Source organism: Pantoea sp. JZ2, from assembly GCF_035191405.1.
Lineage (GTDB): Bacteria > Pseudomonadota > Gammaproteobacteria > Enterobacterales > Enterobacteriaceae > Pantoea > Pantoea stewartii.
The window spans coordinates 4332994-4356336 of the sequence record NZ_CP045247.1; the positions used below are offsets into that span (position 1 = coordinate 4332994).

Sequence of the window (23343 nt, forward strand, 5' to 3'; positions counted from 1 at the left end):
GGCGTGCCCAGAGTTGGTCGGCGCAACGGGCGCAGACACATAAGATTGGTATCGACGCGTTCCGTAAATACTTTATGGCGGGTAATGCATAACTGAGGGCGATTTTTCAAAACCTCACAGATTCGTTAACGATGCATCCATCTGCAAATTTTCCTGCAGAAAAGTCACAAACGCCGAGATGCGTGCTGGCGGCTGCCGCTGCGCCTGCCAGACGGCAAAAATATCGCCATCGGGCGCATGCCAGGCAGGCAGAACATGCAGCAATTCCCCCGCCGCAATGCTGTGTTTTGCGTCCCACCATGAGCGCAGCAAAATACCATGACCATCCAGCGCCATGCGCATCGCCACTTCCCCGTCGTTGGTCACCAGATTACCGCGCACCTTCTGGCTCAGGCTCTCAGCGCCGCTGACTAAGCGCCACAGAGCGAAGTCGCTGTCATGTTGCCTGAGTAAAATGCAGTTATGTTGCGCCAGCGCACGGATACTGTCTGGCAGGCCGTGCTTCGCCGCATAGCCTGGCGAGCAGCACAGCACACGCGGATTCTGGACCAGCTTACGGGCGATCAGCCGCGAATCCGGCGGCTCGCCTACGCGAATATCAATATCCACATGCGCATCAAGAAAATTCAGCGGCTGGCTGCTGAGCTGCAGGGAGAGGGCCAGATGAGGATGGCGGGCGGCAAAAGCTGACACGCAGGGTGCAATATGGCGACGGCCAAAGCCGAAGGAGGCGTTGATGTTCAGCGTGCCGCGTAACTGCGTCGTTTCACCACTGACCGCCTCTTCCAGTGCCGCCAGTTGCTCCAGCAGCGGACGTGCACCGTCCAGATAGCGCCGCCCTTCCGGCGTCAGCTCCAGCCTGCGCGTGGTGCGGCGCAGTAACTGTACGCCCAGCCGCTGCTCCAGCTGGCTTAATCGTTTGCTGACGGCCGCCAGCGATAATCCCAGCTCGCGCGCCGCCGCCGTTAAGCTGTCCAGAGAAGCGACGCGCAGAAAGAACACTAAGTCATCACTGGAGGTGCGTGATTCTCTACTTTGATTCAACATGGGATTAACTTCCAGGCTAATTATTTACCTCAGGTGGAGAGTTATACTGCGCCGATGCCCGATCATTAATCAAGCTGCATATCGACAGCCTTCACCCACTGACGGGCCCCTACAACATCAACCTCAGAGGTACCCTGTGACAGAGAAAATTCATCGTATCGCCGTGATTCCCGGCGACGGCATTGGTAAGGAAGTGATGCCAGAAGGTATTCGCGTGATGAATGCCGCAGCAGAGAAATTTAATATTCCGCTGCAGTGGACGTGGTTCGATTATGCCAGCGCGGAATACTGGCAACAGCATGGCAAAATGCTGCCTGATAACTGGTTTGCTGAGCTGAAAACCTTTGATGCAATCTATTTTGGCGCGGTCGGCTGGCCCGATATCGTGCCGGATCACGTTTCTCTGTGGGGGTCGTTACTGCAGTTCCGTCGTGAGTTCGATCAGTATGTTAACCTGCGTCCGGTCCGCCTGATGCCCGGCGTGAAAGCGCCGTTAGCCAACCGGCATCCCGGTGATATCGACTTTTACGTCGTGCGCGAAAACACGGAAGGTGAGTACTCCAGCGTCGGCGGCACGATGTTCCCCGGCACAGAACGAGAAGTGGTCATTCAGGAAACCGTGATGACCCGGGTGGGCGTTGACCGCATCCTGAAGTTTGCCTTTGACCTAGCGCAGCGTCGGCCTAAAAAACACCTGACCTCTGCCACCAAATCAAACGGCATCGCCATCACCATGCCTTACTGGGACAACCGCGTTCAGGCAATGCAGGCGCATTATCCTGACGTTAAGGTCGACAAGTATCATATTGATATTCTGACCGCGAATTTTGTTCTGCATCCCGACTGGTTTGATGTCGTGGTGGCCAGCAATCTGTTCGGCGACATTTTGTCAGATCTGGGCCCTGCCTGTACCGGCACCATCGGCATCGCGCCGTCCGCCAATATTAACCCGGAAGGCAACTTCCCCAGCCTGTTTGAACCGGTACACGGTTCCGCGCCCGATATCGCCGGTAAAAACATCGCGAACCCGATTGGTCAGATTTGGTGTGGTGCGATGATGCTGGAGCATCTGGGCTACAAGGCGGCAGGAGATGCCGTGCTGGATGCCATCGAACGCACGCTGGCCGCAGGCGAGCACTTAACCCGCGACCTGGGCGGCAGCGCCAATACACAGCAACTGGGCGACGCTATCGCAGCGGCGCTGTAAGTTACTCCGCCAGCAGCACTACGCTGTCCGGATGCCAGCCTGGCGGCAGTGGCTCAGGCCGCTGAATCGCCAGGTGATGCAGGTGCAAATGTTCAACGCCGCGCGCGAACAGGCCCGGCAGCCCGCCCGGATAGCGCTCCACGCCGTACGCCTCGCCCGTGGTCACATCGACCCGGTACGCGTTGTCCAGCCCCATCCCGGTCGGTGAGTCCGGATTACAGGGCGGCCGAACATCGAACTGACCCTGTACGCCCTGCGCGACTGTCTGACGCAGCTGTAGCTGGCTGATGACGATGTCGCGGATCCAACCCGGCTGCGCCGCATGCAGGTTGATCGCCCCTTCTGCCACACCGCTGAGATGGCTGAACTGAACCTGTTCAACGATCCCTGGTGGCACCTGCGGATCGCGCGTGCGCACAGAAATAAACAGGGGATCGGCTTTGCCCCAGTGGCAGGCGGCAACATGGTGACAGTGAAAGGTGATGTGACTGAACAGGACGCGCCGTATCGCACCGCCGTCCCGCGAGACAATGCCAATGCCGCGGTTGGAATCAAATAGGCTGCAGCCGGTCACGGTAATATCTTCGACGTCATCCCAGGTTTCCGTGCCGATTTTAATCGCGCAGCTGTCGCTGCGCAGCAGGCAGTTGCTGATCGCGATGCGCCGGGCCGGACGGCGCAGGCTGCCAGGCTTCAAGGTCGTTTTAATGCAAATCGCATCGTCAGCGGCGCTGAAATAGCTGTTGCTAATCAACACGGCCTCGCAGCTGTCGATATCCAGCGCGTCCGTGTTGGGCAGCGTCATGGCGTTATCAATGGTCAGATGGTCAATGTGTACATGGCGGCAGCTGACAAGGTGCACCGTCCACATTGGGGCCTGGAACAGGGTAAAGTCCTTGAGCGTCACCTGCTCGCAGTCCTCAAAGACGATCATGCGCGGTCTGTCTGCCCTGGGCATGCGATAGCCCTGTTCGTCGGCCTCTGCCGCAAACCAGGCTTCGGCGTCGCCTTCTATACGGCCTTTGCCACTGATCGTCAGATTGCGCTGCCCCAACGCATACAGCAGGACGTTATGCGATTTCTCAGCACTGCTCAGCGTCTTCCATTGCTGATAATCTGCCAGGTGCCGGCTGGCAATCAGCACCGCCCCGGCGGCCAGATGCAGCTCAAAATTGGAAGGCAGATTCAGGCTGCCACTGCGATAACGCCCCGGTGGCAACGTCAGCCGACCGCCGCCCGCTTCAGCAATCTGATCGATCGCGCGTTGCAGTGCCTGCGTGTCCGGCGTTTCACCGTCCGCTGCCGGATGAAAATCAGCAAGAGAAAGATCCATTTTTCGGCCTCCGTCGTGAAGTGTGACCTGGTGGGGTTATTTCACCGCGCCTTCGGTCACGCCACTGATGAATTTGCGCTGGAAGAACAGGAACACCAGAATGAGCGGCATAATGACGATCATCGCCCCTGCCATCAGTACCGGGATATCGATGGTGTTTTTATTCTGAAAAAACATCATGCCAATCGGCAGGGTACGCAGTTCGTCTTTATTCACCAGAATTAACGGGATAAGAAATTCGTTCCACGTCCAGATAAATAGCAGCAAGGCCAGCGTGGAGATCGTCGGCCAGATAGCCGGGACTAAAATGCCCCACAGGATTTTGACGCGCGACGCACCATCCATCACGGCCGCTTCAACCAGCTCTTTCGGAACCTGCTGGAAGGCGCTGGCAATCATCAGCGTCGTAAAGGGCAACGAGAGCGCAATCTGCGGCAGGATCAGGGCCAGAGTGGTATTGGTTAATCCCATCCAGTGCAGTTCGTGATACAGCGGAATGATAAAGGCTTCACTTGGTAATACCATGCCCAGCGCCAGCATCGCCGCCACCAGCTTTTTACCGGGAATTTTCAGCATGGCAAAGCCAAATCCGGCCAGAATACCCAGCAAAATACTGCACAGCACCACCGGAATCACGACCAGCACGGAGTTCATAAAGTAAACGTTAAAATGCCCCTGTTGCCAGGCGGTCACGTAATTTTTGATATTCAGAGACGCGGGCAGCGTAAACACGCCCTGAAACAGCTCTGTCTGAGTCTTAAATGAGGTCATAAACGCCATCAGAAACGGCATGATGGTCAGCAACGCCACGACCCAGATGAGCGCACGAGAAATAACCGGAGTGCTTTTCATCAGTAACGCTCCTTCAGGGCCAGATGAATCAGGTAGTTAATCCCTAGCACAATCACCATGCTGAATACGGCGACCGATGAGGCATAGCCGAAGTAGTGCAGATCAAAACCCTGCTTATACATAAAGATATTGGTGACCATCGTGGAAGTGCCCGGCCCGCCCTGGGTCATCACATAAACCAGATCAAAGGCTTTTAAGCTGGCAATCACTGTCAGGAGCAGCGCGATACGCAACTCCGGGCGCAGGCCCGGCAGCGTGATGCGCATAAACTTACGCCGCCGCGACGAGCCATCCAGATCGGCCGCTTCCAGCAGGGACGGGTCCATACGCTGCAGGCCCGCCATAAACAGCACCAGACAGAAGCCAAAGAAGTACCAGGTGGCCACCATGCCCACGGCAGGCAGTGCCCAGGTAAAATCCCCCAGCCACGACATTGCCAGCTGCGGTAAACCGACAGCACGCAGGAACTGATCGATCGGGCCAAATGCCGGGTTATAAAGCCAGCGCCAGACCACGCCCAGCACCGCCATCGGCATGATATAGGGCAGGAAGAACAGAATCCGCAGCACGCTGCGCTCGGTATTGTTGCGGGTTTCATACAAAAAGCTGCATAGCAGGAGTCCGACGCTGATCGGCAGCAGCGTATAAAACAGCATCAGGATGGCGTTGTTGCCCAGCGCAATCCAGAACACCGGATCGCTGAACATGCGCAGGTAGTTAGCGACGCCGGCAAAAACCGGCATGGATATGCCATCCCATTCGGTAAAACTGATTCCCAGTGACGCCAGCAGCGGCAATAACAGAAACAGTCCATAAACCAGCACGGCTGGAAGAAGATAGAGAAAATTGCGCCAACTGCTTTGATTCAACATAACCGTACTCGTCGTAGTGAGATCGACATTCAGGCCCGGCAGATATGCTGCCGGGCACCCGGCTTAGTGTTTCAGGGTTTTTATATAACGCTGATAGTTGTTATCGAAGTTAGTGACCGTCTGATTCGCCGTGAGTCGTCCCGCCAGCAGCAGCTGTACGTTTTGATTGAGTTCGGCGTTCATCGTCGGGGTGGCCCAGTCCACATAGTGACCCAGTCCGTCATAGGCATTGAGCGTCAGCCAGACCTGATAGGCCTCGCCTAAGAGCGGATTGTCGGCCGGGATTTTTGCGTCTTTACTGGTGCTGGCGGGCAGGAAGCCCACACTCAGCCAGCGGTTTGCCATGCTGTCTGACACCATATAGTTGATAAATTTGGCTGAGGCATCCTGCTGCGCTTTGGTTTTTGCCATGCTGGTCATCGAGAAGGCCAGGTCAGTCCCGCCGACCATCAACGGCTGCTTCACACCCTCACCCGCCGGCATCGCGGCAAAGTGAATATCTTTATTGTCTTTAAACTGGCCCAGATACCAGGTGCCGCTGACCAGAAAAGCCGCCTGACCGTTCTGGAACAGCGTGGCGGCATCATCGTGGCCAATGCCCTGATAGCCAGGGAACAGGTAACCTTTATCGGCCCAGCCTTTCATCATCGTGGCGGCCTTAATCAGCTTTTCATCTTTGAACGTGCCGCCCACGTCATAAATCAGGTCATCCAGCGCTTTACGATCGTGACTTTCAATCTGCGCTTCCCACAAGGTGCTGAGCAGTTGCTGACCCATATTGCCGTCCAGCAGACCTAACATCATTGGCGGCGTGCCCTGCTGCTTCAGTTTTGCCATGGCGGCTTCCAGCTCGCTCAGGGTTTTCGGCACCGCAATACCGGCTTTATCCAGTAGCGCTTTGTTGTAATACAGGCCGACCATTTCACCGAGGCTGGCAACACCGTACAGCTTACCGCTGCCAAACTGACCACTGTCAGACCAGCGGTTACGCTTCAGAATGGAGTCCGGGAAGCGTTTGGTCCAGCCGTACTCGGCCGCATAGCTGTCCAGCGGCAGCAGCAGTTTGTCTTTTACCAGCGATCCCATATCGCCGCCGCCCTGGTTCACCTGTGCGATCTGCGGCCCTTCACCTGCGGTTAACGCCAGCTTCAGTGGAATTCGGGTATCTTCGAAAGAGTGCACGGAGCGATTAATGACGATGCCGGGGTTTTGTTGAGTGAATTCTTTAATGCCTTCATCGACTGCCGCCGTTTGCTGAGGATACGTATAGATATCCCACTCATTCAGCGTGACTTTGCTGTCGGCATGCGCAACGCTGCCCATCAGCAAGCCCGCCGCCAGGAGGCTACGAACCGACGTGCGAAAACGGAACGAACGAACTGAGGAATCAGACATCATGCTCACTTTCTCCAATAGAGGACGGGCATCCTTTCTTCACACGGTCTGCACTCCCGCAGACTGAAGCCGCATAACTCACCTTCTCATCCATAGTTACTTTAATAAAAAAATAAAGTCAAACACCGGGCCGGCGGAATTGCCAGGTTGTGAGCCTGCGCAAAAAATCAACCTGGCAGCCCGCTTATCCGAATAAGCGCGGGGTGATAAAAAGAAATGCAGCGTAATATTCATGCTGATCTTTTCCGCAGCAGCACAATAATCCACCGCCAAAATGACGTAATAACCTGCTGATAAAAAATATGAAAATCCTATGACGCTCACATTTTTAACTTTTAATTTAAACGGGTAATCCGCGCAGGCCCTGCGGTAGCACGCCACAAGGGCGCACGGAGACTGGTCTGGTCAGGCAGAGCGCGGGCATAACGGGAAGCCCACTGACAGCACGGTAATTATTCCATCTTGAAAACTAAGTCAGCTTTCATTAACGTGAGATTGTTCAATGACTGACCTGTGAGAAATGACGATGGTGAATCAAGGTGTCATTCGTCCGGCGACCGCGTCGGATTATCCCGCGCTCTACCGTATTTGTCTGGAAACGGCCAATGCTGGAAAAGATGCCAGTCACTGCTATTCCGACCCTGAGTATCCCGGGCAGCGCTTTGCCGTGCCCTATGCACGCTTTGCCCCGGATTTTGCCTTTGTGCTGGAGGTTGAGGGTAAGGTGATGGGATATGTCGTTGCCACACCGGATACCGTCGCCTTTGAAGCGCAGCTTGCACGCGACTGGTGGCCCCGGCTGCAGGAGAAATACCGCGATCGCACACCTGTCGCCCCTTACGACAGCAAGATTCTTGACAGTATCCGTCAGCCTGAGCCTGCCGCACAGGCGCTGGTGACGCAGTGGCCTGCCCATCTGCATATCAATCTTCTGCCGCCCGTTCAGGCGGGCGGCTGGGGACGCAGGATGATCGAACATGAACTGGCAGCCCTGCGCAACGCGGGTGTGCGCGGTGTCCATCTTGGCGTCAGCCTGCAAAATGAGCAGGTTTGCGCGTTTTATCAACGCCTGGGATTCAGCCATATCCTGCGCAGCAACGCCATCTATATGGGCCAGTTACTTTGATCAGGGGAAGCTTATGACCAGCCTGCGCTTACAGAACGTTAAGAAGTCCTATGACAACATCGGGGTGATTCACGGGGTCGATCTCACCATAAACAGCGGCGAGTTTGTTGTGTTTGTCGGGCCTTCCGGCTGTGGCAAATCCACCCTGCTACGCATGATCGCCGGACTGGAAGAGATTACTGACGGAAAGCTGCTCATCGACGACAAAGACATGACCCGCCAGCCTGCCACCGAACGCGGCATTGCCATGGTCTTTCAGTCTTACGCGCTCTATCCCAATATGACCGTGCGCGGCAATCTGGCGTATCCGTTAGAGGTAATGAAGAAATCAAAAGCGGAGATTGCCCAGGCCATTGAACAGACCGCCGCGCGCTTACACCTGACAGAACTGTTAGACCGCCTGCCGCGCGCACTGTCCGGTGGTCAGCGCCAGCGCGTCGCCATTGGCCGGGCCATCATTCGTCATCCCCGCATTTTCCTGTTTGATGAGCCGCTGTCCAACCTAGATGCCGAACTGCGTCTGCAGATGCGCATTGAAATCGCCCGTCTGCATGCCTCACTGGGCAATACCATGATCTATGTTACTCACGATCAGTCTGAGGCAATGACGCTGGCCGATCGCATCGTCGTGCTGCGTAAAGGCAAGATTGAGCAGGTGGGCGCGCCGCTGAGCCTGTACAGCGATCCCGACAACCTGTTTGTGGCCGGATTTATTGGCTCACCGAAGATGAATTTCCTGCGGGCTGAGATTACGGCGACGCGTCAGGGCGAAGTGCAGTTAACCGTCCCTGATCTGGCCATCACGCAGCTGGTACTGAAGATTGAGGCGCCCTGCCATGAAGGTCAGCGCGTAACGCTGGGCATTCGCCCTGAACATATTCAGCCCGCTGCCGCCACACCATCTGCACAGCAATTTAGCGGAACGCTGTCCTTTGCCGAAATGCTGGGCCATACCAGCTACCTTTATCTGGATGTGGGCATTGAACAGATGTTGGTGGTAGAAGAACGTGAGGCTCAGCCACGTGAGTTGGGGACGGCGGTCAGGCTGGGACTGTCGACCGATCACTGCCTGCTGTTTGATGAGCAGGGGCAGCGTCTGCGCTAAACCGGATGGCGCCCCGGCGCCGTCAGATGACTTTTCCAGCTTCACCAGTGCAGACCGCATCATCGTACCAGCGGCCTGCGTGCCCCTCGTCAGGTCACCGGTTCTTCGTCTGCCTGTGCAGCCAGCAGGTCGAGCAGCATGTTCACGGCGAAACCCGCCGCGCCCAGGGCCCACATCCGGTTGGATTCGGTCAGAAACTGCAGCGGTGTCATATGAGGCGTAAGCTTCAGACGATAGGCCTGAAAGCTTTGGGTGATATGGTCTAAAAGAATACGCGAGGCCATATGCGGCTCCATAGCCAGATAAACGATATCCGGATCGTAGGCGACCGACAGGTTTGCCAGTGAAATTCCCAGCTCACGACCGGCCTCTTCCAGCGCCGCCAGCACATCGGCCGTCGGACGCTGATCAAGCGCCTGCAGCGTTAACGGACCGCCCTCCTCATCCTGCGCCACACGTTGCAGAATGGCGCGGGACGAGGCCACATCCTCCAGCAGGCGCATCGAGCCATCACCGACCAGGCCATTGCCAATTTCGCCCGCTTTGCCGTGCCGTCCACGGTACAGTCGCCGGTTGAGAATGATGCCCGCACCGATGCCTTTGCCGTACGTGGCGATAACGGCAGACTGTGCATGACCCAGTTGCCCAAAGACCATCGTTGCCATCGCCATCGCGTTGGCATCGTTTTCGATAAAGACCGGCAGAGAAAAGCGCGTTTCCAGTAGCTGCGCAATGGGGACATTTTCCCAGTCGAGAACTTTAGACCGGATGCAGTAGCCGTTTTCGGCATCGACTAAACCGGACAGGGCCAGGCCAATCGCACCGACGTGTTTTTCTTCAACACCGCGTAAAAACCTGGCCAGTGCGTCGCCTAACTGACGCGGCGTGATCGCGCCCGCAGGCATCTGCTGTTCCCCCAGCAAATTGCCGCTGAGATCCGTCATGACGATCAGGTTACGTTCGGCATTCAGCTGGATTCCGATGACGCTGGCGCGATCGGGATTCAGCCCCAGCAGCGTTTTAGGCCGCCCCATTGAGACCCGCCGCAGGCCAAGCTCCTGCACAATGCCCTGGGCGAGCAGGCGGTTGGTCGCCTGAGACACGGTCGACATACTGAGTCCACTGCGAACCTTCAGGTCAGACTGACTGATGGGCGCATGTTCCACAATCAGTCGCAGAATGCGCGCGGTGACGTTGGGAGCGATCATAAAGTCCTCAGATTTGATCGTGCCATCATTAATGCGCCGTCCAGCGCATCGTATTGCGCAGCGACCAGGCGAGCCTGCACATCGCTTGCCAGCCAGGGCAAAATCGGGGTTGCCAGCCCGCCCATTAACGCAACCTGCCCCTGACTGATGGCGGAAAGACGATTCACCATCAAACCAATATCGTGAGCGGTTTGCCGCAGTAAGACGGTCGCATGAGGATCGTCTGCATGTGCCGCGGCGAAAACCTCGGGCACCACGCGCGCCCAGTCGGCCGGCATGGCATCGCGCGTCCACAGCAGCATGGATTCCGGGCTGTGATCAAAACGCGCCATCAGGCTGTGCGTCAATGCGGTACGTTCAACAATGGCTTCATGCGCCAGCAGCGCCAGTCGCAGTGCCCGTCGACCAAGCTCAGCGCCCGATCCCTGGTCGGAAAGCGCAAATCCCCAGCCGCCCAGCAGCGTAAAGCGTTCGCCATCCCATGCCGCGCCCTGGCTCCCGGTGCCGGTAATAAAGACCGCGCCCGGTGCCGCCGCATGCGCACCGGCGCAGGCGATTTCCACATCACTGACGACCTGCAGGGCCGCGCAGTCGGGCTGCCATTGTGCCAGACGTGCCTGAACGGAGGCCACATTGGCCCCTGCTAAACCGGCTACCAGCGACGTGTGAGACAGCGCCTCGGGGGCCAGGCCGGCCTGAGACAGCACCGCCGCGATTAACTGTTCAACGCTGTTCAGTGCGGCATCGAACTGGGACCAGACGTTAGCGGGACCGCCCACAGCCTGGGCCAGGAGCGTGCCCTCGCTGTCGGTTAACCGTGCGCGACACTGGGTGCCGCCGCCATCAATACCAAGGAGATAGTGTGATTGCACGCGCTTCCTCCCGCCTTAACTCATCTCGATTCTGTAATCTGCGAACGATAGGTGAAAAAAACTTAAATCGCAATAACAAATAAATATAGGGAAAAAACAAAAACTATTTTTTATTTAAAATCAGTTAAATAACAAAAAATACGTACGCAAATCACACAACCCGTTATTGACATTACTTTTTCCATCGTAATAAGTTGGTGGTCAGCATCTCAACCATAACGTCCGGTCAGCGGCGTGATTACCGTTGTCAGAACTCAGGATCAGGGGTTTCCCATGAAAGTAGGCATTATTGGTCTCGGCTTTCGTCTTTCTCACGTGGTTAAAGAGTTTCACAAAGCCGATCCCGCATTTTCGCTGGTAGGCTATTGCGATCCCGCACCTGCCGGGCTGCCGAATCTGCACAGTTTTGGTATCGATCCCGGCAAGGCGTTTGACTCCATTGACGCGCTGCTGCAGCACGGCGGCTTTGATTTGTTGCTGGTGGGCTCGCCAAACTTTATGCATCTTGAGCATGTCACGCAGGCGCTGGCAGCAGGTTATACCGTATTTACGGAAAAGCCTGTCGTGATCAATGAAGAACAGACGATGTCGATGGCAAGACTGGTGCGCCAGTACGGTGAAGACCGAATCCTGGTTGGGCTGGTGCTGCGTTATTCGCCGCTGTACCACGATCTGTTGGCCGCACGGGACGATCGTCGACTGGGTGAAATTACCTCAATTGAAGCCACTGAGCATATCAAGCCTTACCATGGCGCGTTCTTTCAGCGCGACTGGCGCAGGCTGGAAAAATATGCCGGCCCCTATATTCTGGAAAAATGCTGTCACGACATCGATCTCTATCAGGGATTAATGCAGGAACGTCCTGTGCGGGTTGCCAGCTTTGGTGGACGTAAATCCTTTACACCGCAACATGCGCCGCAGGGCGCAGTGAATGCGCAGTCTGAGATTTACCATACTAAACCGAGTGGCTGGGCGAGTACCGACGCGGTCTTTGACAGCGATGCGGACATCGTCGATTACCAGACGGCCCTGATTGAATATGCCAGTGGCGCGACGCTCGCCTTTCACGCCAACCTGAATGTCCCGGACGAGTTCCGTCGCTTCTGCGTGATCGGGACTGACGGCATGGCCGAGGGCGATTTTGTCCGTAACTATTTCCGCGTGCACAACGCACGTACCGGCGAAAAAGAGGTTGAAACCATCTATAACGGTAATGCCTATGATGGCCACTACGGGGCCGATGCCTTGATGGCTGAAGAGATCGTGAAACATATTAAGCAGGGCACGCCGCTAAAAGTTTCTGTGATCGATGCACTGGAAGCGGGCCTGACGGCCATTAAGATTGACGAAGCGCGCAAAACCCGCAGCGTCATCGATCTGACCGAAAGCTGGGAAAATTTTGACGCCAACCTGGGAAAAACGGGAACGCCTTAGTTCCCTCCTGATCTTTTCTTCCCCGAGAGCATCAGGTTGATCGCTAGCATCACTGACTGGTACCTCACTCAAACCGGCCCTCTGGGCCGGTTTTTTTTTAGGGCAAAGGGAAACGTACCGTTTCTTACCAGCCTGCCCGCCGACACGAAAGGTTGCTGACAGCCTGTGCGTGAACGACGCTCCGCACCTGCGACGCCTTTATCAGGTTCACGCTGAGGCGCGCCAGTGTGGCTGCCTGCTTACAGGAGTACAGGAGCCACATTCAGAGTGGCTCCTGTCAGGCCATTCGGCGCTGCACGCGCCTTGCGGCGTCAGGGACCAGTCAGCCACAGCCCGGTTTCTTCGGGCGTTGAGGACAATGCCTGTACCCGCCCTGTCCGGCGTGCCATACCGTTTCGTACGCCCCTCAATTCGTCACGCTATTTAGCAATCTGGTCGCGTTTTCTGTCACGATTATCACAATCATAATTACGTGCGAACGATAAAAAAACCGATAACTCTGCTGCTAACTTTAGCCAGGAGAAAATAAAGCCATAACCGAAGCGGTAAGTCAGGCAAAAACACGACAGTTTATTCTGTGAATCTTAACTGCGGACTTTCCCGATTTCGTAAAGTTATCGCGTGTTGCTAAATTAACATGCGTGCAGTAATCACGTCTGGAAAAACCATTCAACGTTATAATTAGATGTCATATAAAGTTAAATGAATGCCTAATAAGAAGAGTGAGATAATGTGTTTGCCAACAGAATAGCGTATATTCATTGCCGTACTTCACTTTGTTAATGAAAAAATATAACGCACAGCAAACATAAAAAACGTTTCGAAGAGATAATGAAAAATAGCTTATATAACCCTTATATTACTGAGCCTATTCATCACGTCACGAGCCAGGTGGCCGGTATTTGCTATCATCTTCCCAATGCGGACTTTGCACGTCCTGAGAAAATGATACTTAATGACGACAACATTATTTCATTACACAATCACCTTGCAACTGAAGCAGCATTAATGATTATTCCGCTGTGCGATCGCCAGTTAAAGGAATGGATGAATCAGCCTGCGCGTTATTTACCTTTGCAGGATTCACGGGTGCGTATTGGTATTAATTATCACAGTCTTTTGCTTTACCGGGAAAGATTACTGGAATTAATTAACACCTATGCTTTCTGGCTTTTTGATTTCGCACCGCCTGGCGCAGAGTGGCATTTAGTCGAATCTTTTCCCTTTTCCGCAATTGTCCTGAGTGAAACCTTCTTTAATGACAACTATCGGAAATTTAGTTTTCCTTTCTTAATTGAATCGTTAAGGGAAAAAGGCGCCGAGATATTCGTCCGCGGTTATGATCCAACGTTAAGCGCAGAACAACTCGCAGCCGTGAACATCAGCGGCTGGCAATTACAGCGTTTATCGGGCGATCTCATTCCTTTTACGCTTTAACCTTTCCTGCGTTCGATTAGTAATGGATCATATCGAGATGAACCATTAACCCCTTCTAAAGTGTTGCCTTAGGTGCGTTGTTAAGAGTTTTAAGCCAAAAAAATCAAAACTCATACCAATTTTGCTATAACATTTAACACATCTGGATCATCGAGCTTAACGGAAGAGCCTAATTAAGAATGCCTTTAACTTTTGTACTTTATGACTGAAAACAATCTATCTGATTGTTTTCTTGTGTTTTATGGCAACGAAACGAGGTCAACATTATGGGGAAAAACTCCTCATCCTTTAGCGTGGTCCGTTTTTTAACGGTGCTGTTCGCCGTGCTAACGGGTGCGTTCATGTTAATTGGTGGTATCTGGTTAGCCACGATTGGTGGTTCCTGGTACTACATCATTGGTGGTGCAGCTATGCTGCTTACCGCTTTTCTGCTCTGGCGTCGAAACAGTGCTGCGCTGCTGGTCTATGCATTACTGCTGCTGGCGACCCTGGCATGGGGCGTTTGGGAAGTCGGTACTGACTTCTGGGCGCTGGCACCTCGCACCGATGTCCTGGTCATTTTTGGCGTCTGGCTGGTGTTGCCTTTTGTTTACCGGGTCTTTTATCGTCCAGGCAAAGGCCCATTGAGTGCGATGGCGGTTGCCCTGGTGGCCAGTGCAGTCGTATTAGCCTATGCCGTCTTTAACGATCCGCAGGTTGTTAACGGCGCCGTGTCTGCCACAGCAGATACGGCGACGCAGGCTCAGCCGTTGAGCAATGTTGCCGATGCTGACTGGCCAGCTTATGCGCGCGATCAGCAAGGTACACGCTATTCACCGCTGAAGCAGATCAATCACGATAACGTGAAAGAGCTGCAGGTTGCCTGGCAGTTCCAGACCGGCGATATGAAAAAGCCGAGCGATCCCGGTGAAATCACCGATGAAGTGACGCCGATTAAAATCCGCGACACGCTGTATCTCTGCTCACCTCACCAGATTTTGTTCGCCCTGGATGCGGCAACGGGTAAGCAGAAATGGAAATTTGATCCCGGTTTGAAAACTGACCCAACCTTCCAGCATGTTACCTGCCGTGGTGTGTCCTACCACGAGTTCCCGGCAGCTAAAGATGCCGCGAATACGCAGCCTGCGCTGTGCTCGCGTCGTATCTACCTGCCTGTGAACGATGGTCGCCTGTTTGCACTGGATGCGGAAACCGGTGAACGTTGCCCGGCCTTTGGTAATAACGGTGAGCTGGATCTTCAGCACAAACAGCCGGTCACTACGCCTGGCATGTATGAGCCGACCTCTCCGCCAGTGATTACCGACACCACCATCGTGATGGCGGGTGCGGTGACCGATAACTTCTCAACCCGTGAGCCATCCGGCGTTATCCGTGGTTTTGACGTTAATACCGGCAAACTGCTGTGGGTATTTGATCCGGGTGCGAAAGATCCTAACGCGATACCGGCGGATGAACACACGTTCACCATGAACTCGCCGAACTCCTGGGCACCTGCGGTCTACGATCCGAAACTGGATATCGTTTATCTGCCTATGGGCGTGACAACGCCTGATATCTGGGGCGGTAACCGCACCCCAGAGCAGGAGCGTTATGCGAGCAGCGTCCTGGCCCTGAATGCCACCACCGGTAAGCTGGTGTGGTCTTATCAGACCGTGCATCACGATCTGTGGGACATGGATCTGCCGTCGCAGCCGACGCTGGCCGATATTACCGATAAAGACGGTAACACCGTGCCGGTGATTTATGCGCCAGCGAAAACCGGGAACATTTTCGTCCTGGACCGCCGTACCGGTAAAACCGTTGTACCGGCCCCCGAAACCCCGGTTCCGCAGGGTGCCGCAAAAGGCGACCACGTCTCTCCGACTCAGCCTTACTCTGAACTGACCTTCCGTCCAAAACAGAATCTGACGGACAAGGACATGTGGGGCGCCACGATGTACGACCAACTGGTGTGCCGCGTGATCTTCAAACGCCTGCGCTATGAAGGTCCGTTCACCCCGCCTTCTGAGCAAGGTACGCTGGTGTTCCCGGGTAACCTGGGCATGTTTGAGTGGGGCGGGATTTCGGTCGATCCGCATCGTCAGATTGCGATTGCCAACCCAATGGCACTGCCGTTTGTGTCCAAGCTGATTCCGCGCGGACCGGGTAATCCGGAAGAGCCACCAGCCGGCGCAACAGGCGGTTCCGGTACCGAAACCGGTATTCAGCCGCAGTACGGCGTGCCGTATGGCGTGGAACTGAATCCGTTCCTGTCACCGTTTGGTCTGCCCTGTAAACAGCCTGCATGGGGTTATGTATCGGCGGTTGACCTGAAAACCAATAAGGTCGTCTGGAAGCAACGTATTGGTACCGTTCGTGACAGTGCGCCAGTGCCGCTGCCATTCAAAATGGGTATGCCAATGCTGGGTGGCCCAGTCGCCACAGCCGGCAAAGTGTTCTTTATTGGCGCAACGGCCGATAACTACCTGCGTGCTTACAGCACCGATACCGGTGAGCTGCTGTGGCAGGCGCGTCTGCCAGCAGGCGGTCAGGCGACACCAATGACTTATGAAGTTAACGGTAAGCAGTACGTCGTGATTGCTGCCGGTGGCCATGGTTCATTTGGTACCAAACTGGGCGATTATGTCATTGCCTATGCACTGCCGGACCAGAAATAACCTGAACCTGTAAAAACAAGGCGGACTCCGGTCCGCCTTTTTTATGCCGACCTTCCGCCCTTTCTGCCCTGCCGCCAGTTTAGCCAGGCGCACACGCCCACCACGAGGCTGGTCGCCAGAAAGACGGGCCGCATGCCCCATGCGCCGCCAATAAACCCGCCGAACACCGGCCCCGTTACCTGCCCGATATACTGCGCCGAGGTGGAATAGCCCAGCATCCGCCCCACCTGCGTGGCCGGAACAGTGTGACGAATAATGGCGGTAATACAGGGCATCAATCCGCCCAGCGCCAGCCCCATCAAAAAGCGCAGAGGCAGAAGTTGCCACGCGTCGGTAATAAACGCCTGCGGAATGAGTAACAGCGCACAGCTCAGCAATCCGCCACTCAGTACGCGCCAGTGGCCGATACGGTCGGCCAGCCTGCCGGCATAAGGCGCGGAAAGAATGCTGCCCAGCGCGGCTGCCGCCATGACCACACCCGACATCAGCGTTATGGCATGCTGCTCATGTAAAAACTGGCCGATATACAGGGTAATGATCGGCTCAATCGACATGTTGGCAAAAATCAGCAGCATGCCTGAGAGCCACATCAGCCTGACGTTAACAAGCTTGTGCGGCGACGGGTCGTCAACCGGCTGAGACAGCCCCTGGTCGGTTTTTCGCACCGGCGGCCGCGCTTTCAGTAAAAAGGTCGTCGCCAGAAAGGCCACAAAGATGATCGCCCCCATCAGCCAGAAGGTCGCTCTAATCCCTATCAGCGGCGGCAGGACGCCACCCAGCAGCGGACCAACAATGTTACCGGCCATCATGCCGGATGCCAGCACACCCAGAGCCCATCCGGTGTGCGCTTTGGGCGTTTGTGCCGCAATCAAAATGGTCGAACCGGAGGCATAACCGCCCAGTAATCCCGCCAGTAAACGCAGCGCCACCAGTTGCCAGGCCGCCGTCGCCATGCCCGTCAGCGCCATGGCTACTGCCATACCCAGACTGGCGCGGATGAGCATCAGCTTACGTCCGTAGCGATCGGCCAGTCTCCCCCACAGCGGTGCAGTTAAGGCCGCACTGAAGAAGGTGGCACCATAGGCGATGCCCGACCATCGCGCAATTGCAGCAGGCGCGTTGACGCCAAGCTGCTGCACATACAACGGCAAAAACGGCAGCAGAAGCGTCATCGCTACCAGTGTGGTAAAGGAGCCGAATACGCAAACCCACAAGTTGCGTTGCCAGTGTTCAGAGTCAGGTGCTTCCGACGCGGTTGCCATGCGATATCCCCCTTATGTTCAGGGATTCAGGCTACCAATGGTCACGAGACAACAACAGTGAGGGCGGGATATTTGTCTGCTGGCATAGTTTGTTGCTGTATTGCAACAATCAGCGACCACTGAGCTGGCTGATAAGCACATCACAGAGCAGATTGACCGCGGAAACCGCCAGACTGTCCTGATGCACCAGCAGGTAACTCTGCAAGCGATCCATCTGCCACTCTGACAGCACCTGCACAATCGTGCCCTGCGCCAAGGCTTCCTGCACCATGTACGAAGGCAAATAGGCAATACCCGTGCCTGCCAGCGCGGCATTCAGCAAAGCCATACTGTTGTTAGCGCGAAAGCGGCTGCGGACATCCACCGCCAGGCGCTGTTTATCACGGCGAAAAGGCAGCGCAGCCGTGTGTGCCGGGCCGTGGAACATCAATAAATCATGGCGCGGTAACAGGCGAGGATGCGAGATAGCAGGATGCTGCGCCAGATAAGCCGGGGCGGCATACAGCCCCCAGTGGATATCGTTCAGTACCCGGAAATTGCCCTGACGTGGCGCATGAGCGCGGATGATAACCGCGACATCCACGCCTTCGCCCATCGTCTCGTCGTTGTTATCCGTCAGGCTGAGGTCGACGTTGATGTGCAGATGACCGCGCAGAAAGCGATTGAGGATGGGAACGATGCACTGACAGCCAAAGGTAACGGGAGCCTGCAGGCGCACATGTCCAACGGGATGTTGATGCGTCTCCTGAACAAACGCCTCTGCCCGCTGCATTTCATCCAGCATGCGCACGCAGTAGGGATAGTAAGCCTGGCCTAATTCGGTCAGGGTCATCCTGCGGGTGGTGCGCTGCAGTAAACGGATCCCCAACCGTTGTTCCAGTCCGGCGATCTCCCGACTGATGTGGGATTTTGACACGCCGAGTACGCGCGCGGCTTCTGTGAAGCTTTTTAATTCAACCACGCGTGCAAACACCATCATGGCGATGAGGTTATCGCTGTTATTCATGGGCTTCCTGCGGACATCGCGGCATGCTGCCGCCGGGTGCAACATGGCAGGCGCGCCATGTATCAGGCGTTAAGCATAAAGGAACGTCAGGAAAGCTGACAACATCACGGCGGAAAGGAGGCAGAACATCGCGCGGGCGATGTATGGACATTGCCACAAGCGATCAGGATGGCAATGTCCATACAGAGACTAACTGGCCATGGCGAGAGGAAACAACAAGCGCTCCGGTTCAACACGGCGCTGGCGTCGTAACTGGCCGGGCGTCATCATAAAATAGTTTTTAAAGGTGCGCGTGTAGGCCTGTTGCGTATCAAAGCCGTAGTTCATCGCCACCTGCAGGATCGCTTCATTGCTGTTGAGCAGCGTCAGGGCCGATTCGGTCAGGCGGCGCTGGCGGATGTACTCGGCAAGTGAGAAACCGGTGTGCTGGCGAAACAAACGCTGTAAGTGCCAACGGGAATAGCCCGCCCGGCGGGCGACTTCGTCCAGATGCAGATCGTGTCCTAAATTGCTTTCTATCCATTCCAGCAAACTACGAATAAACTCGCGCTGATTCATGGTGTTCTCCTGGTTAAAGCAGATGTGCAGGAACACACTTTAGCGCGCTAAATTTATCCCTTAATTAGCGGAAAATTAGCGCAGAATTAGCAAAGCGCTCCATGCCTGCACCGACGCCAGGTTTTGTCGCCTTCCCGGCCAGTGCGGTAAGAGTGCTGAGGCTGGTAACAGCAATAATTCTGCGCTAATAATCCAGCGCTACACTGGGGTCATTTTTCTGGGGGACGTCATCCATGCGCGTGTTGCTGGTTGAAGATGATGAAATGATCGGTGCCAATTTACAGCAGGCGCTGGAAGCCGCGGGCTGGTCTGTCGACTGGGTACGCGATGGCGTGTATGCGCACAATGCCTGGAGCGAAGGCGGTTACAGTTGCGTGCTGCTTGACCTCGGTCTGCCTCGCGACGACGGGTTGCAGGTGCTCAGACGCGCACGTGGGCGCGGTGATGCCACACCGGTATTAATTCTGACCGCACGCGACACGGTCGCTCAGCGGGTACAGGGCCTGGATTACGGGGCAGATGACTATTTGCTCAAACCCTTTGATCTGCAGGAAGTCATGGCCCGTATGCGCGCGATCACCCGACGCCACCATGGTTCTGCCGATTCGGTGCTGGGCAGCGGCGATGTTCAACTGGATATGTTGACCCGCGAAGTCCTGTACAAAGGGCAGCGTGAACAGCTCACCGCCCGGGAATATGCCCTGCTTTATGCTCTGCTGGAGCGGCCCGGTGCCATTCTGTCACGTGAACAGCTGGAAAACCGTATCTACGGCTGGGGCGAAGAAGTCAGCAGCAATGCCGTGGACGTTCTTATCCACGGGATGCGGCGCAAGCTGGATAATGATGTGATTCGCAACGTGCGTGGGCTGGGCTGGCGAGTACCGGCAATATGAAAATCTTTATGCGTTCATTACGAAATAAATTACTCAGTACCCTGCTGTTGATTCATTTACTGATGATTGGCGGTGTCGCCTGGTATTTTTTTAACTGCTACGGCGAAATGGTTGGCGTCATTAAGGACGAACAGCTCGCCAAGCTGGCCGATGCGTGGTCCGTTAACCGTGAAATCCCCCCGTTGATGCCGGTGATTGCGCCTGCGCATAAGATCAAAAGTGCCTTTGTCATTCAACTGTGGGATGCGCAGGGCCGGTTACGATCCAGCTCATGGCCAGAGCTGCATGCGCCGTTACAGTCGGAAAATGGCTACAAAGACGTGCAGATCGGTGACTGCCGCGACTGTGAATGGCGCATTTACACCCGTTCCGGTCAGCCAGGCAGTGAGATTAAAACCATTCAGGTCATGCTGAACCTGAGCTACATGAAAGAGATGATGGTGCGACGGGCGCTGTCGGCGATTATTCCGCTGATTTTGATGATGCCGCTGTCGCTGCTGGTCATCTGGCTGGTCGTGCGCAAGATCACCCGGGATTTGCGCGTTGCCTCGCGAGAAATCGCCGCCCAGGATGCGCACCATCCCCACAGCGTATCGCCGGAACGGCTGCCCGACGAAATTCAGCCCCTGGTTGAGGCCTACAACTCCTTACTGGATAAACTGCGTGCCGCCTGGTCTTCACAACGTCAGTTTATGGAAGATGCCGCTCATGAACTGCGGACGCCAGTCACCGCCGTCACGCTGCAACTGGAAAATCTGCGTCAGCACATTCAACCCGGCGAGGCCAGCCGTCAGTTCGCTCAACTGGAATCAGGTGTGACCCGCACGCGCCATCTGGTCACTCAACTGCTGAATATGTCGCGCTGGGAAGATCAGTCAGTCGTCGCGCATCTCGAAAATATCGATCTGGAAGATGTGCTGAAAGAGAGTATTGAACAGCTCATGGTTGTGGCGGATAAACGCGGTATCGACATTGGCTTTAGCGGCACCACGCACTATCGACTGCAGGCCGGGCGTTCCGAACTTCGCAGCCTGTTTGATAATCTGATTGGCAACGCGATGTTACATACGCCTGAAGGCAGCATGGTCGATGTGCTGCTGCATCGTGTAGCGGGACAAACCGTTGTCGACATCGTTGATAACGGTCCGGGTGTACCGGAATCCTTTCTTGAACGCGCATTCGATCGCTTTGCCCGTTCACCCGACGTTAAAGCGCAGGGCAGCGGTTTAGGTCTGTCTATCGTGCGCAGCGTCGCCCAGAAACACCATATCGACGTTGCCCTTGCCAACTGTCGGGACGCACAAGGCCTGCACTGCGGTTTTCAGGTACGCGTCACCTTTCCCTGATTCCTGCCGATCGATTCGGAACCCGACAACGTAAACGGTTGCCTGGTTCCGTTAGCCACAACCCTATATTGTGACAATCATCACAATTATGATGAATTGTTATGCAACACATTTTGACAAATGTGATCAAAAGCTATTTTCTATCTCTCTGTTACAGGCACGCTACGCTAACTAAAACAGGCGGCCTGAGTACATTACTGCCCAACCTTTGGGATTGATTTCCAAACAGCACGCAAACGATTGTCTTGCGTATGAAAACCAGTGGTCAAATATAATGAAATTTAAAACGTTAGTTGCAGGTGCCCTGCTGGCAGGCTCCCTGAACGGTGCAGTGCAGGCTGCAGAAAACGATCCCCAGTACCTTTCCGACTGGTGGCATCAGAGCGTCAACGTGGTGGGCAGTTACCACACCCGCTTCGGGCCCCAGTTCAATAACGATGTCTATCTGGAATACGAAGCGTTCGCCAAAAAAGACTGGTTTGATTTTTACGGCTACGTTGACCTGCCAAACTTCTTTGGCGTAGGTAACAACAACGCCAACGGTATTTTCGACCACGGTTCACCGCTGTTCATGGAAATCGAACCGCGTTTCTCTATTGATAAACTGACCGGCACCAGCCTGGCTTTCGGTCCGTTTAAAGAGTGGTATTTTGCCAACAACTATATCTACGATATGGGCCGTAACAGCGCAAACCGCCAGAACACCTGGTACATGGGCCTGGGCACCGACATCGATACGCACAGCGATATCGGTCTGTCACTGAACGTCTATGCCAAGTACCAGTGGGAAAACTACGGTGCTACGAACGAAGACAGCTGGGACGGCTATCGCTTTAAGGTGAAGTATTTCGTGCCAATCACCACACTGTGGGGTGGTAACCTGGGCTATGTAGGCTTTACCAACTTCGACTGGGGCTCAGACTTGCGTGATAAGACCGGGCCGATCCGTACCAGTAATTCCATCGCCTCCAGTCATATCCTGTCACTGGGCTACGAGCACTGGCACTTCTCTGCTGTGGCGCGTTACTTCCATAACGGCGGTCAGTGGGGAGACGGTCAGGAGTTAGGTTTTGGCAGCAGCGCGTCTGAAATTAAATCAACGGGCTGGGGTTACTATCTGGTGGCTGGCTATAACTTCTGATCAGTTTGTTGCAAGACAGGCACGGTAATTGACGGCGGCCTTCCCCCTGGGAAGGCCGCTGTTGTATGCGCCATCCAACGCCGTTGAACGGCATCACCGACAATTTACTCGTCTGATTTAACAACGTTAATGCGCCACGGAATATTGAATTTATCAATAAACATGGCGAAGCCATCAGACCAGAAAGTTTTTTGCCACGGTGTGGTGACTTTCCCGCCTGCCGACAGCTTTTCAAACCAGGCTTTACCCTGTTCTGCATCCGTGGTCGCCAGACTGACGGCATAGCCTGCGTGCTCTGACGCCGGTGGCTGGTCAGGATTGCCGTCACTCATCATCAGTTCGCCCTGCCCGATACGCAGATGCGCATGCATAATTTTTTCAGGTGGCAACGGGGGTGCAGACTGGTCGCCAATCTGTTCACCCTGCTCCGGCATATCACCAAACGTCATTTTTTGCAGCAGCTGTCCACCTGTTGCCTGCAAATAGAATTCCATCGCCTCTTCACAGCGACCATAGAGAAACAAATAAGGACATACTTGCATTATTACCTCGATACAGGTGAGTAGAAACTTCCTTATAAAGAAGTAATAAG

21 protein-coding genes are annotated in these 23343 nt (G+C 55.0%); 9 read left to right on the forward strand and 12 right to left on the reverse strand.

What is annotated here, in order from left to right:
• Nucleotides 1-114: 114 nt before the first annotated feature.
• Entirely contained in the window at nt 115-1047 is a 933-nt protein-coding gene (locus tag GC087_RS20890; RefSeq protein ID WP_054634645.1) for a LysR family transcriptional regulator, read from the reverse strand.
• 136 nt (nt 1048-1183) lie between these two features.
• On the opposite strand from GC087_RS20890, the gene GC087_RS20895 reads away from it, so the two are divergent.
• Entirely contained in the window at nt 1184-2254 is a 1071-nt protein-coding gene (locus GC087_RS20895; RefSeq protein ID WP_058702348.1) for a tartrate dehydrogenase, read from the forward strand.
• A 1-nt stretch (nt 2255) separates the two neighbouring features.
• On the opposite strand, the gene GC087_RS20900 is transcribed toward GC087_RS20895, so the two are convergent.
• The 5 genes from GC087_RS20900 to GC087_RS20920 all read right to left on the reverse strand — a co-directional run bounded on the left by GC087_RS20900 (nt 2256) and on the right by GC087_RS20920 (nt 7030).
• Nucleotides 2256-3587, reverse strand: coding sequence for a glycoside hydrolase family 28 protein (locus GC087_RS20900; RefSeq protein ID WP_033739046.1), 1332 nt, complete (start codon nt 3585-3587; stop codon nt 2256-2258).
• Nucleotides 3588-3623: 36 nt separating this feature from the next.
• Nucleotides 3624-4439, reverse strand: coding sequence for a carbohydrate ABC transporter permease (locus tag GC087_RS20905; RefSeq protein ID WP_039339038.1), 816 nt, complete (start codon nt 4437-4439; stop codon nt 3624-3626).
• A complete protein-coding gene (locus GC087_RS20910; protein WP_033739042.1) occupies nt 4439-5311 on the reverse strand; it encodes a carbohydrate ABC transporter permease in 873 nt (290 codons plus the stop codon). Before GC087_RS20910 ends, GC087_RS20905 begins: the two co-directional genes overlap by 1 nt.
• A gap of 63 nt (nt 5312-5374) precedes the next feature.
• Nucleotides 5375-6706 (reverse strand): ABC transporter substrate-binding protein, encoded by a 1332-nt coding sequence (locus tag GC087_RS20915; protein WP_324030668.1) that lies wholly within the window; start codon nt 6704-6706, stop codon nt 5375-5377.
• Between the two features lie 96 nt (nt 6707-6802).
• Complete coding sequence (locus GC087_RS20920) at nt 6803-7030, reverse strand: hypothetical protein (RefSeq protein WP_152607470.1); 228 nt, start codon at nt 7028-7030, stop codon at nt 6803-6805.
• Between the two features lie 202 nt (nt 7031-7232).
• Here GC087_RS20920 and GC087_RS20925 point away from each other — a divergent pair, with 202 nt between their 5' ends.
• Nucleotides 7233-7832, forward strand: a complete 600-nt coding sequence (locus tag GC087_RS20925) for a GNAT family N-acetyltransferase (RefSeq protein ID WP_058702346.1) — start codon at nt 7233-7235, stop codon at nt 7830-7832.
• A gap of 13 nt (nt 7833-7845) precedes the next feature.
• Complete coding sequence (locus GC087_RS20930) at nt 7846-8937, forward strand: ABC transporter ATP-binding protein (protein ID WP_033739035.1); 1092 nt, start codon at nt 7846-7848, stop codon at nt 8935-8937.
• Nucleotides 8938-9026: 89 nt separating this feature from the next.
• Here the strand turns inward: GC087_RS20930 and GC087_RS20935 are convergent, their stop codons facing one another.
• Nucleotides 9027-10145 carry an ROK family transcriptional regulator gene (locus tag GC087_RS20935; protein WP_033739033.1) on the reverse strand — a complete coding sequence of 373 codons (1119 nt, stop codon included), beginning with the start codon at nt 10143-10145 and terminating at the stop codon, nt 9027-9029.
• Nucleotides 10142-11017 (reverse strand): glucosamine kinase nucleotide-binding domain-containing protein, encoded by an 876-nt coding sequence (locus GC087_RS20940; protein ID WP_039339041.1) that lies wholly within the window; start codon nt 11015-11017, stop codon nt 10142-10144. The genes GC087_RS20935 and GC087_RS20940 overlap by 4 nt, the downstream gene beginning before the upstream one ends.
• Nucleotides 11018-11290: 273 nt before the next feature.
• Here GC087_RS20940 and GC087_RS20945 point away from each other — a divergent pair, with 273 nt between their 5' ends.
• The 3 genes from GC087_RS20945 (at nt 11291) to GC087_RS20955 (ending at nt 16545) form a co-directional block, all read left to right on the forward strand.
• Nucleotides 11291-12451 carry a Gfo/Idh/MocA family protein gene (locus GC087_RS20945; RefSeq protein ID WP_058702345.1) on the forward strand — a complete coding sequence of 387 codons (1161 nt, stop codon included), beginning with the start codon at nt 11291-11293 and terminating at the stop codon, nt 12449-12451.
• A gap of 831 nt (nt 12452-13282) precedes the next feature.
• On the forward strand, nt 13283-13888 hold the full coding sequence (locus GC087_RS20950; RefSeq protein ID WP_033739027.1) for a hypothetical protein: 606 nt from the start codon (nt 13283-13285) through the stop codon (nt 13886-13888).
• A 266-nt stretch (nt 13889-14154) separates the two neighbouring features.
• Nucleotides 14155-16545: a glucose/quinate/shikimate family membrane-bound PQQ-dependent dehydrogenase gene (locus GC087_RS20955; protein WP_324029229.1), complete on the forward strand. Its 2391-nt coding sequence runs from the start codon at nt 14155-14157 to the stop codon at nt 16543-16545.
• 41 nt (nt 16546-16586) lie between these two features.
• On the opposite strand, the gene GC087_RS20960 is transcribed toward GC087_RS20955, so the two are convergent.
• From GC087_RS20960 to GC087_RS20970, 3 genes are all read right to left on the reverse strand, one after another.
• Nucleotides 16587-17807 carry an MFS transporter gene (locus GC087_RS20960; RefSeq protein ID WP_324029231.1) on the reverse strand — a complete coding sequence of 407 codons (1221 nt, stop codon included), beginning with the start codon at nt 17805-17807 and terminating at the stop codon, nt 16587-16589.
• A gap of 109 nt (nt 17808-17916) precedes the next feature.
• Nucleotides 17917-18813 (reverse strand): LysR family transcriptional regulator, encoded by an 897-nt coding sequence (locus GC087_RS20965; protein ID WP_054634654.1) that lies wholly within the window; start codon nt 18811-18813, stop codon nt 17917-17919.
• Between the two features lie 189 nt (nt 18814-19002).
• Complete coding sequence (locus GC087_RS20970) at nt 19003-19371, reverse strand: helix-turn-helix domain-containing protein (protein WP_058702343.1); 369 nt, start codon at nt 19369-19371, stop codon at nt 19003-19005.
• Between the two features lie 233 nt (nt 19372-19604).
• Here GC087_RS20970 and GC087_RS20975 point away from each other — a divergent pair, with 233 nt between their 5' ends.
• The 3 genes from GC087_RS20975 to GC087_RS20985 all read left to right on the forward strand — a co-directional run bounded on the left by GC087_RS20975 (nt 19605) and on the right by GC087_RS20985 (nt 22751).
• Nucleotides 19605-20264 (forward strand): response regulator, encoded by a 660-nt coding sequence (locus GC087_RS20975; RefSeq protein WP_033739018.1) that lies wholly within the window; start codon nt 19605-19607, stop codon nt 20262-20264.
• Nucleotides 20261-21610 carry a sensor histidine kinase gene (locus GC087_RS20980; protein WP_058702342.1) on the forward strand — a complete coding sequence of 450 codons (1350 nt, stop codon included), beginning with the start codon at nt 20261-20263 and terminating at the stop codon, nt 21608-21610. The genes GC087_RS20975 and GC087_RS20980 overlap by 4 nt, the downstream gene beginning before the upstream one ends.
• A 274-nt stretch (nt 21611-21884) precedes the next feature.
• Nucleotides 21885-22751, forward strand: coding sequence for a nucleoside-specific channel-forming protein Tsx (locus GC087_RS20985; protein WP_324029233.1), 867 nt, complete (start codon nt 21885-21887; stop codon nt 22749-22751).
• Between the two features lie 104 nt (nt 22752-22855).
• On the opposite strand, the gene yjdN is transcribed toward GC087_RS20985, so the two are convergent.
• The gene (yjdN, locus tag GC087_RS20990; protein ID WP_039339045.1) at nt 22856-23293 is read right to left on the reverse strand and encodes a VOC family metalloprotein YjdN; all 438 of its coding nucleotides are present in this window, start codon (nt 23291-23293) and stop codon (nt 22856-22858) included.
• Nucleotides 23294-23343 lie beyond the last annotated feature (50 nt).

Coding starts and splice junctions, on each gene's coding strand:
- GC087_RS20985 (WP_324029233.1), top strand. CDS start 21,885: ATGAAATTTAAAACGTTAGTTGCAGGTGCCCTGCTGGCAGGCTCCCTG.
- GC087_RS20890 (WP_054634645.1), bottom strand. CDS start 1,047: ATGTTGAATCAAAGTAGAGAATCACGCACCTCCAGTGATGACTTAGTG.
- GC087_RS20905 (WP_039339038.1), bottom strand. CDS start 4,439: ATGAAAAGCACTCCGGTTATTTCTCGTGCGCTCATCTGGGTCGTGGCG.
- GC087_RS20950 (WP_033739027.1), top strand. CDS start 13,283: ATGAAAAATAGCTTATATAACCCTTATATTACTGAGCCTATTCATCAC.
- GC087_RS20970 (WP_058702343.1), bottom strand. CDS start 19,371: ATGAATCAGCGCGAGTTTATTCGTAGTTTGCTGGAATGGATAGAAAGC.
- GC087_RS20915 (WP_324030668.1), bottom strand. CDS start 6,706: ATGTCTGATTCCTCAGTTCGTTCGTTCCGTTTTCGCACGTCGGTTCGT.
- GC087_RS20965 (WP_054634654.1), bottom strand. CDS start 18,813: ATGAATAACAGCGATAACCTCATCGCCATGATGGTGTTTGCACGCGTG.
- GC087_RS20935 (WP_033739033.1), bottom strand. CDS start 10,145: ATGATCGCTCCCAACGTCACCGCGCGCATTCTGCGACTGATTGTGGAA.
- GC087_RS20910 (WP_033739042.1), bottom strand. CDS start 5,311: ATGTTGAATCAAAGCAGTTGGCGCAATTTTCTCTATCTTCTTCCAGCC.
- GC087_RS20930 (WP_033739035.1), top strand. CDS start 7,846: ATGACCAGCCTGCGCTTACAGAACGTTAAGAAGTCCTATGACAACATC.
- GC087_RS20960 (WP_324029231.1), bottom strand. CDS start 17,807: ATGGCAACCGCGTCGGAAGCACCTGACTCTGAACACTGGCAACGCAAC.
- GC087_RS20955 (WP_324029229.1), top strand. CDS start 14,155: ATGGGGAAAAACTCCTCATCCTTTAGCGTGGTCCGTTTTTTAACGGTG.
- GC087_RS20925 (WP_058702346.1), top strand. CDS start 7,233: ATGGTGAATCAAGGTGTCATTCGTCCGGCGACCGCGTCGGATTATCCC.
- yjdN (WP_039339045.1), bottom strand. CDS start 23,293: ATGCAAGTATGTCCTTATTTGTTTCTCTATGGTCGCTGTGAAGAGGCG.
- GC087_RS20945 (WP_058702345.1), top strand. CDS start 11,291: ATGAAAGTAGGCATTATTGGTCTCGGCTTTCGTCTTTCTCACGTGGTT.
- GC087_RS20980 (WP_058702342.1), top strand. CDS start 20,261: ATGAAAATCTTTATGCGTTCATTACGAAATAAATTACTCAGTACCCTG.
- GC087_RS20900 (WP_033739046.1), bottom strand. CDS start 3,587: ATGGATCTTTCTCTTGCTGATTTTCATCCGGCAGCGGACGGTGAAACG.
- GC087_RS20975 (WP_033739018.1), top strand. CDS start 19,605: ATGCGCGTGTTGCTGGTTGAAGATGATGAAATGATCGGTGCCAATTTA.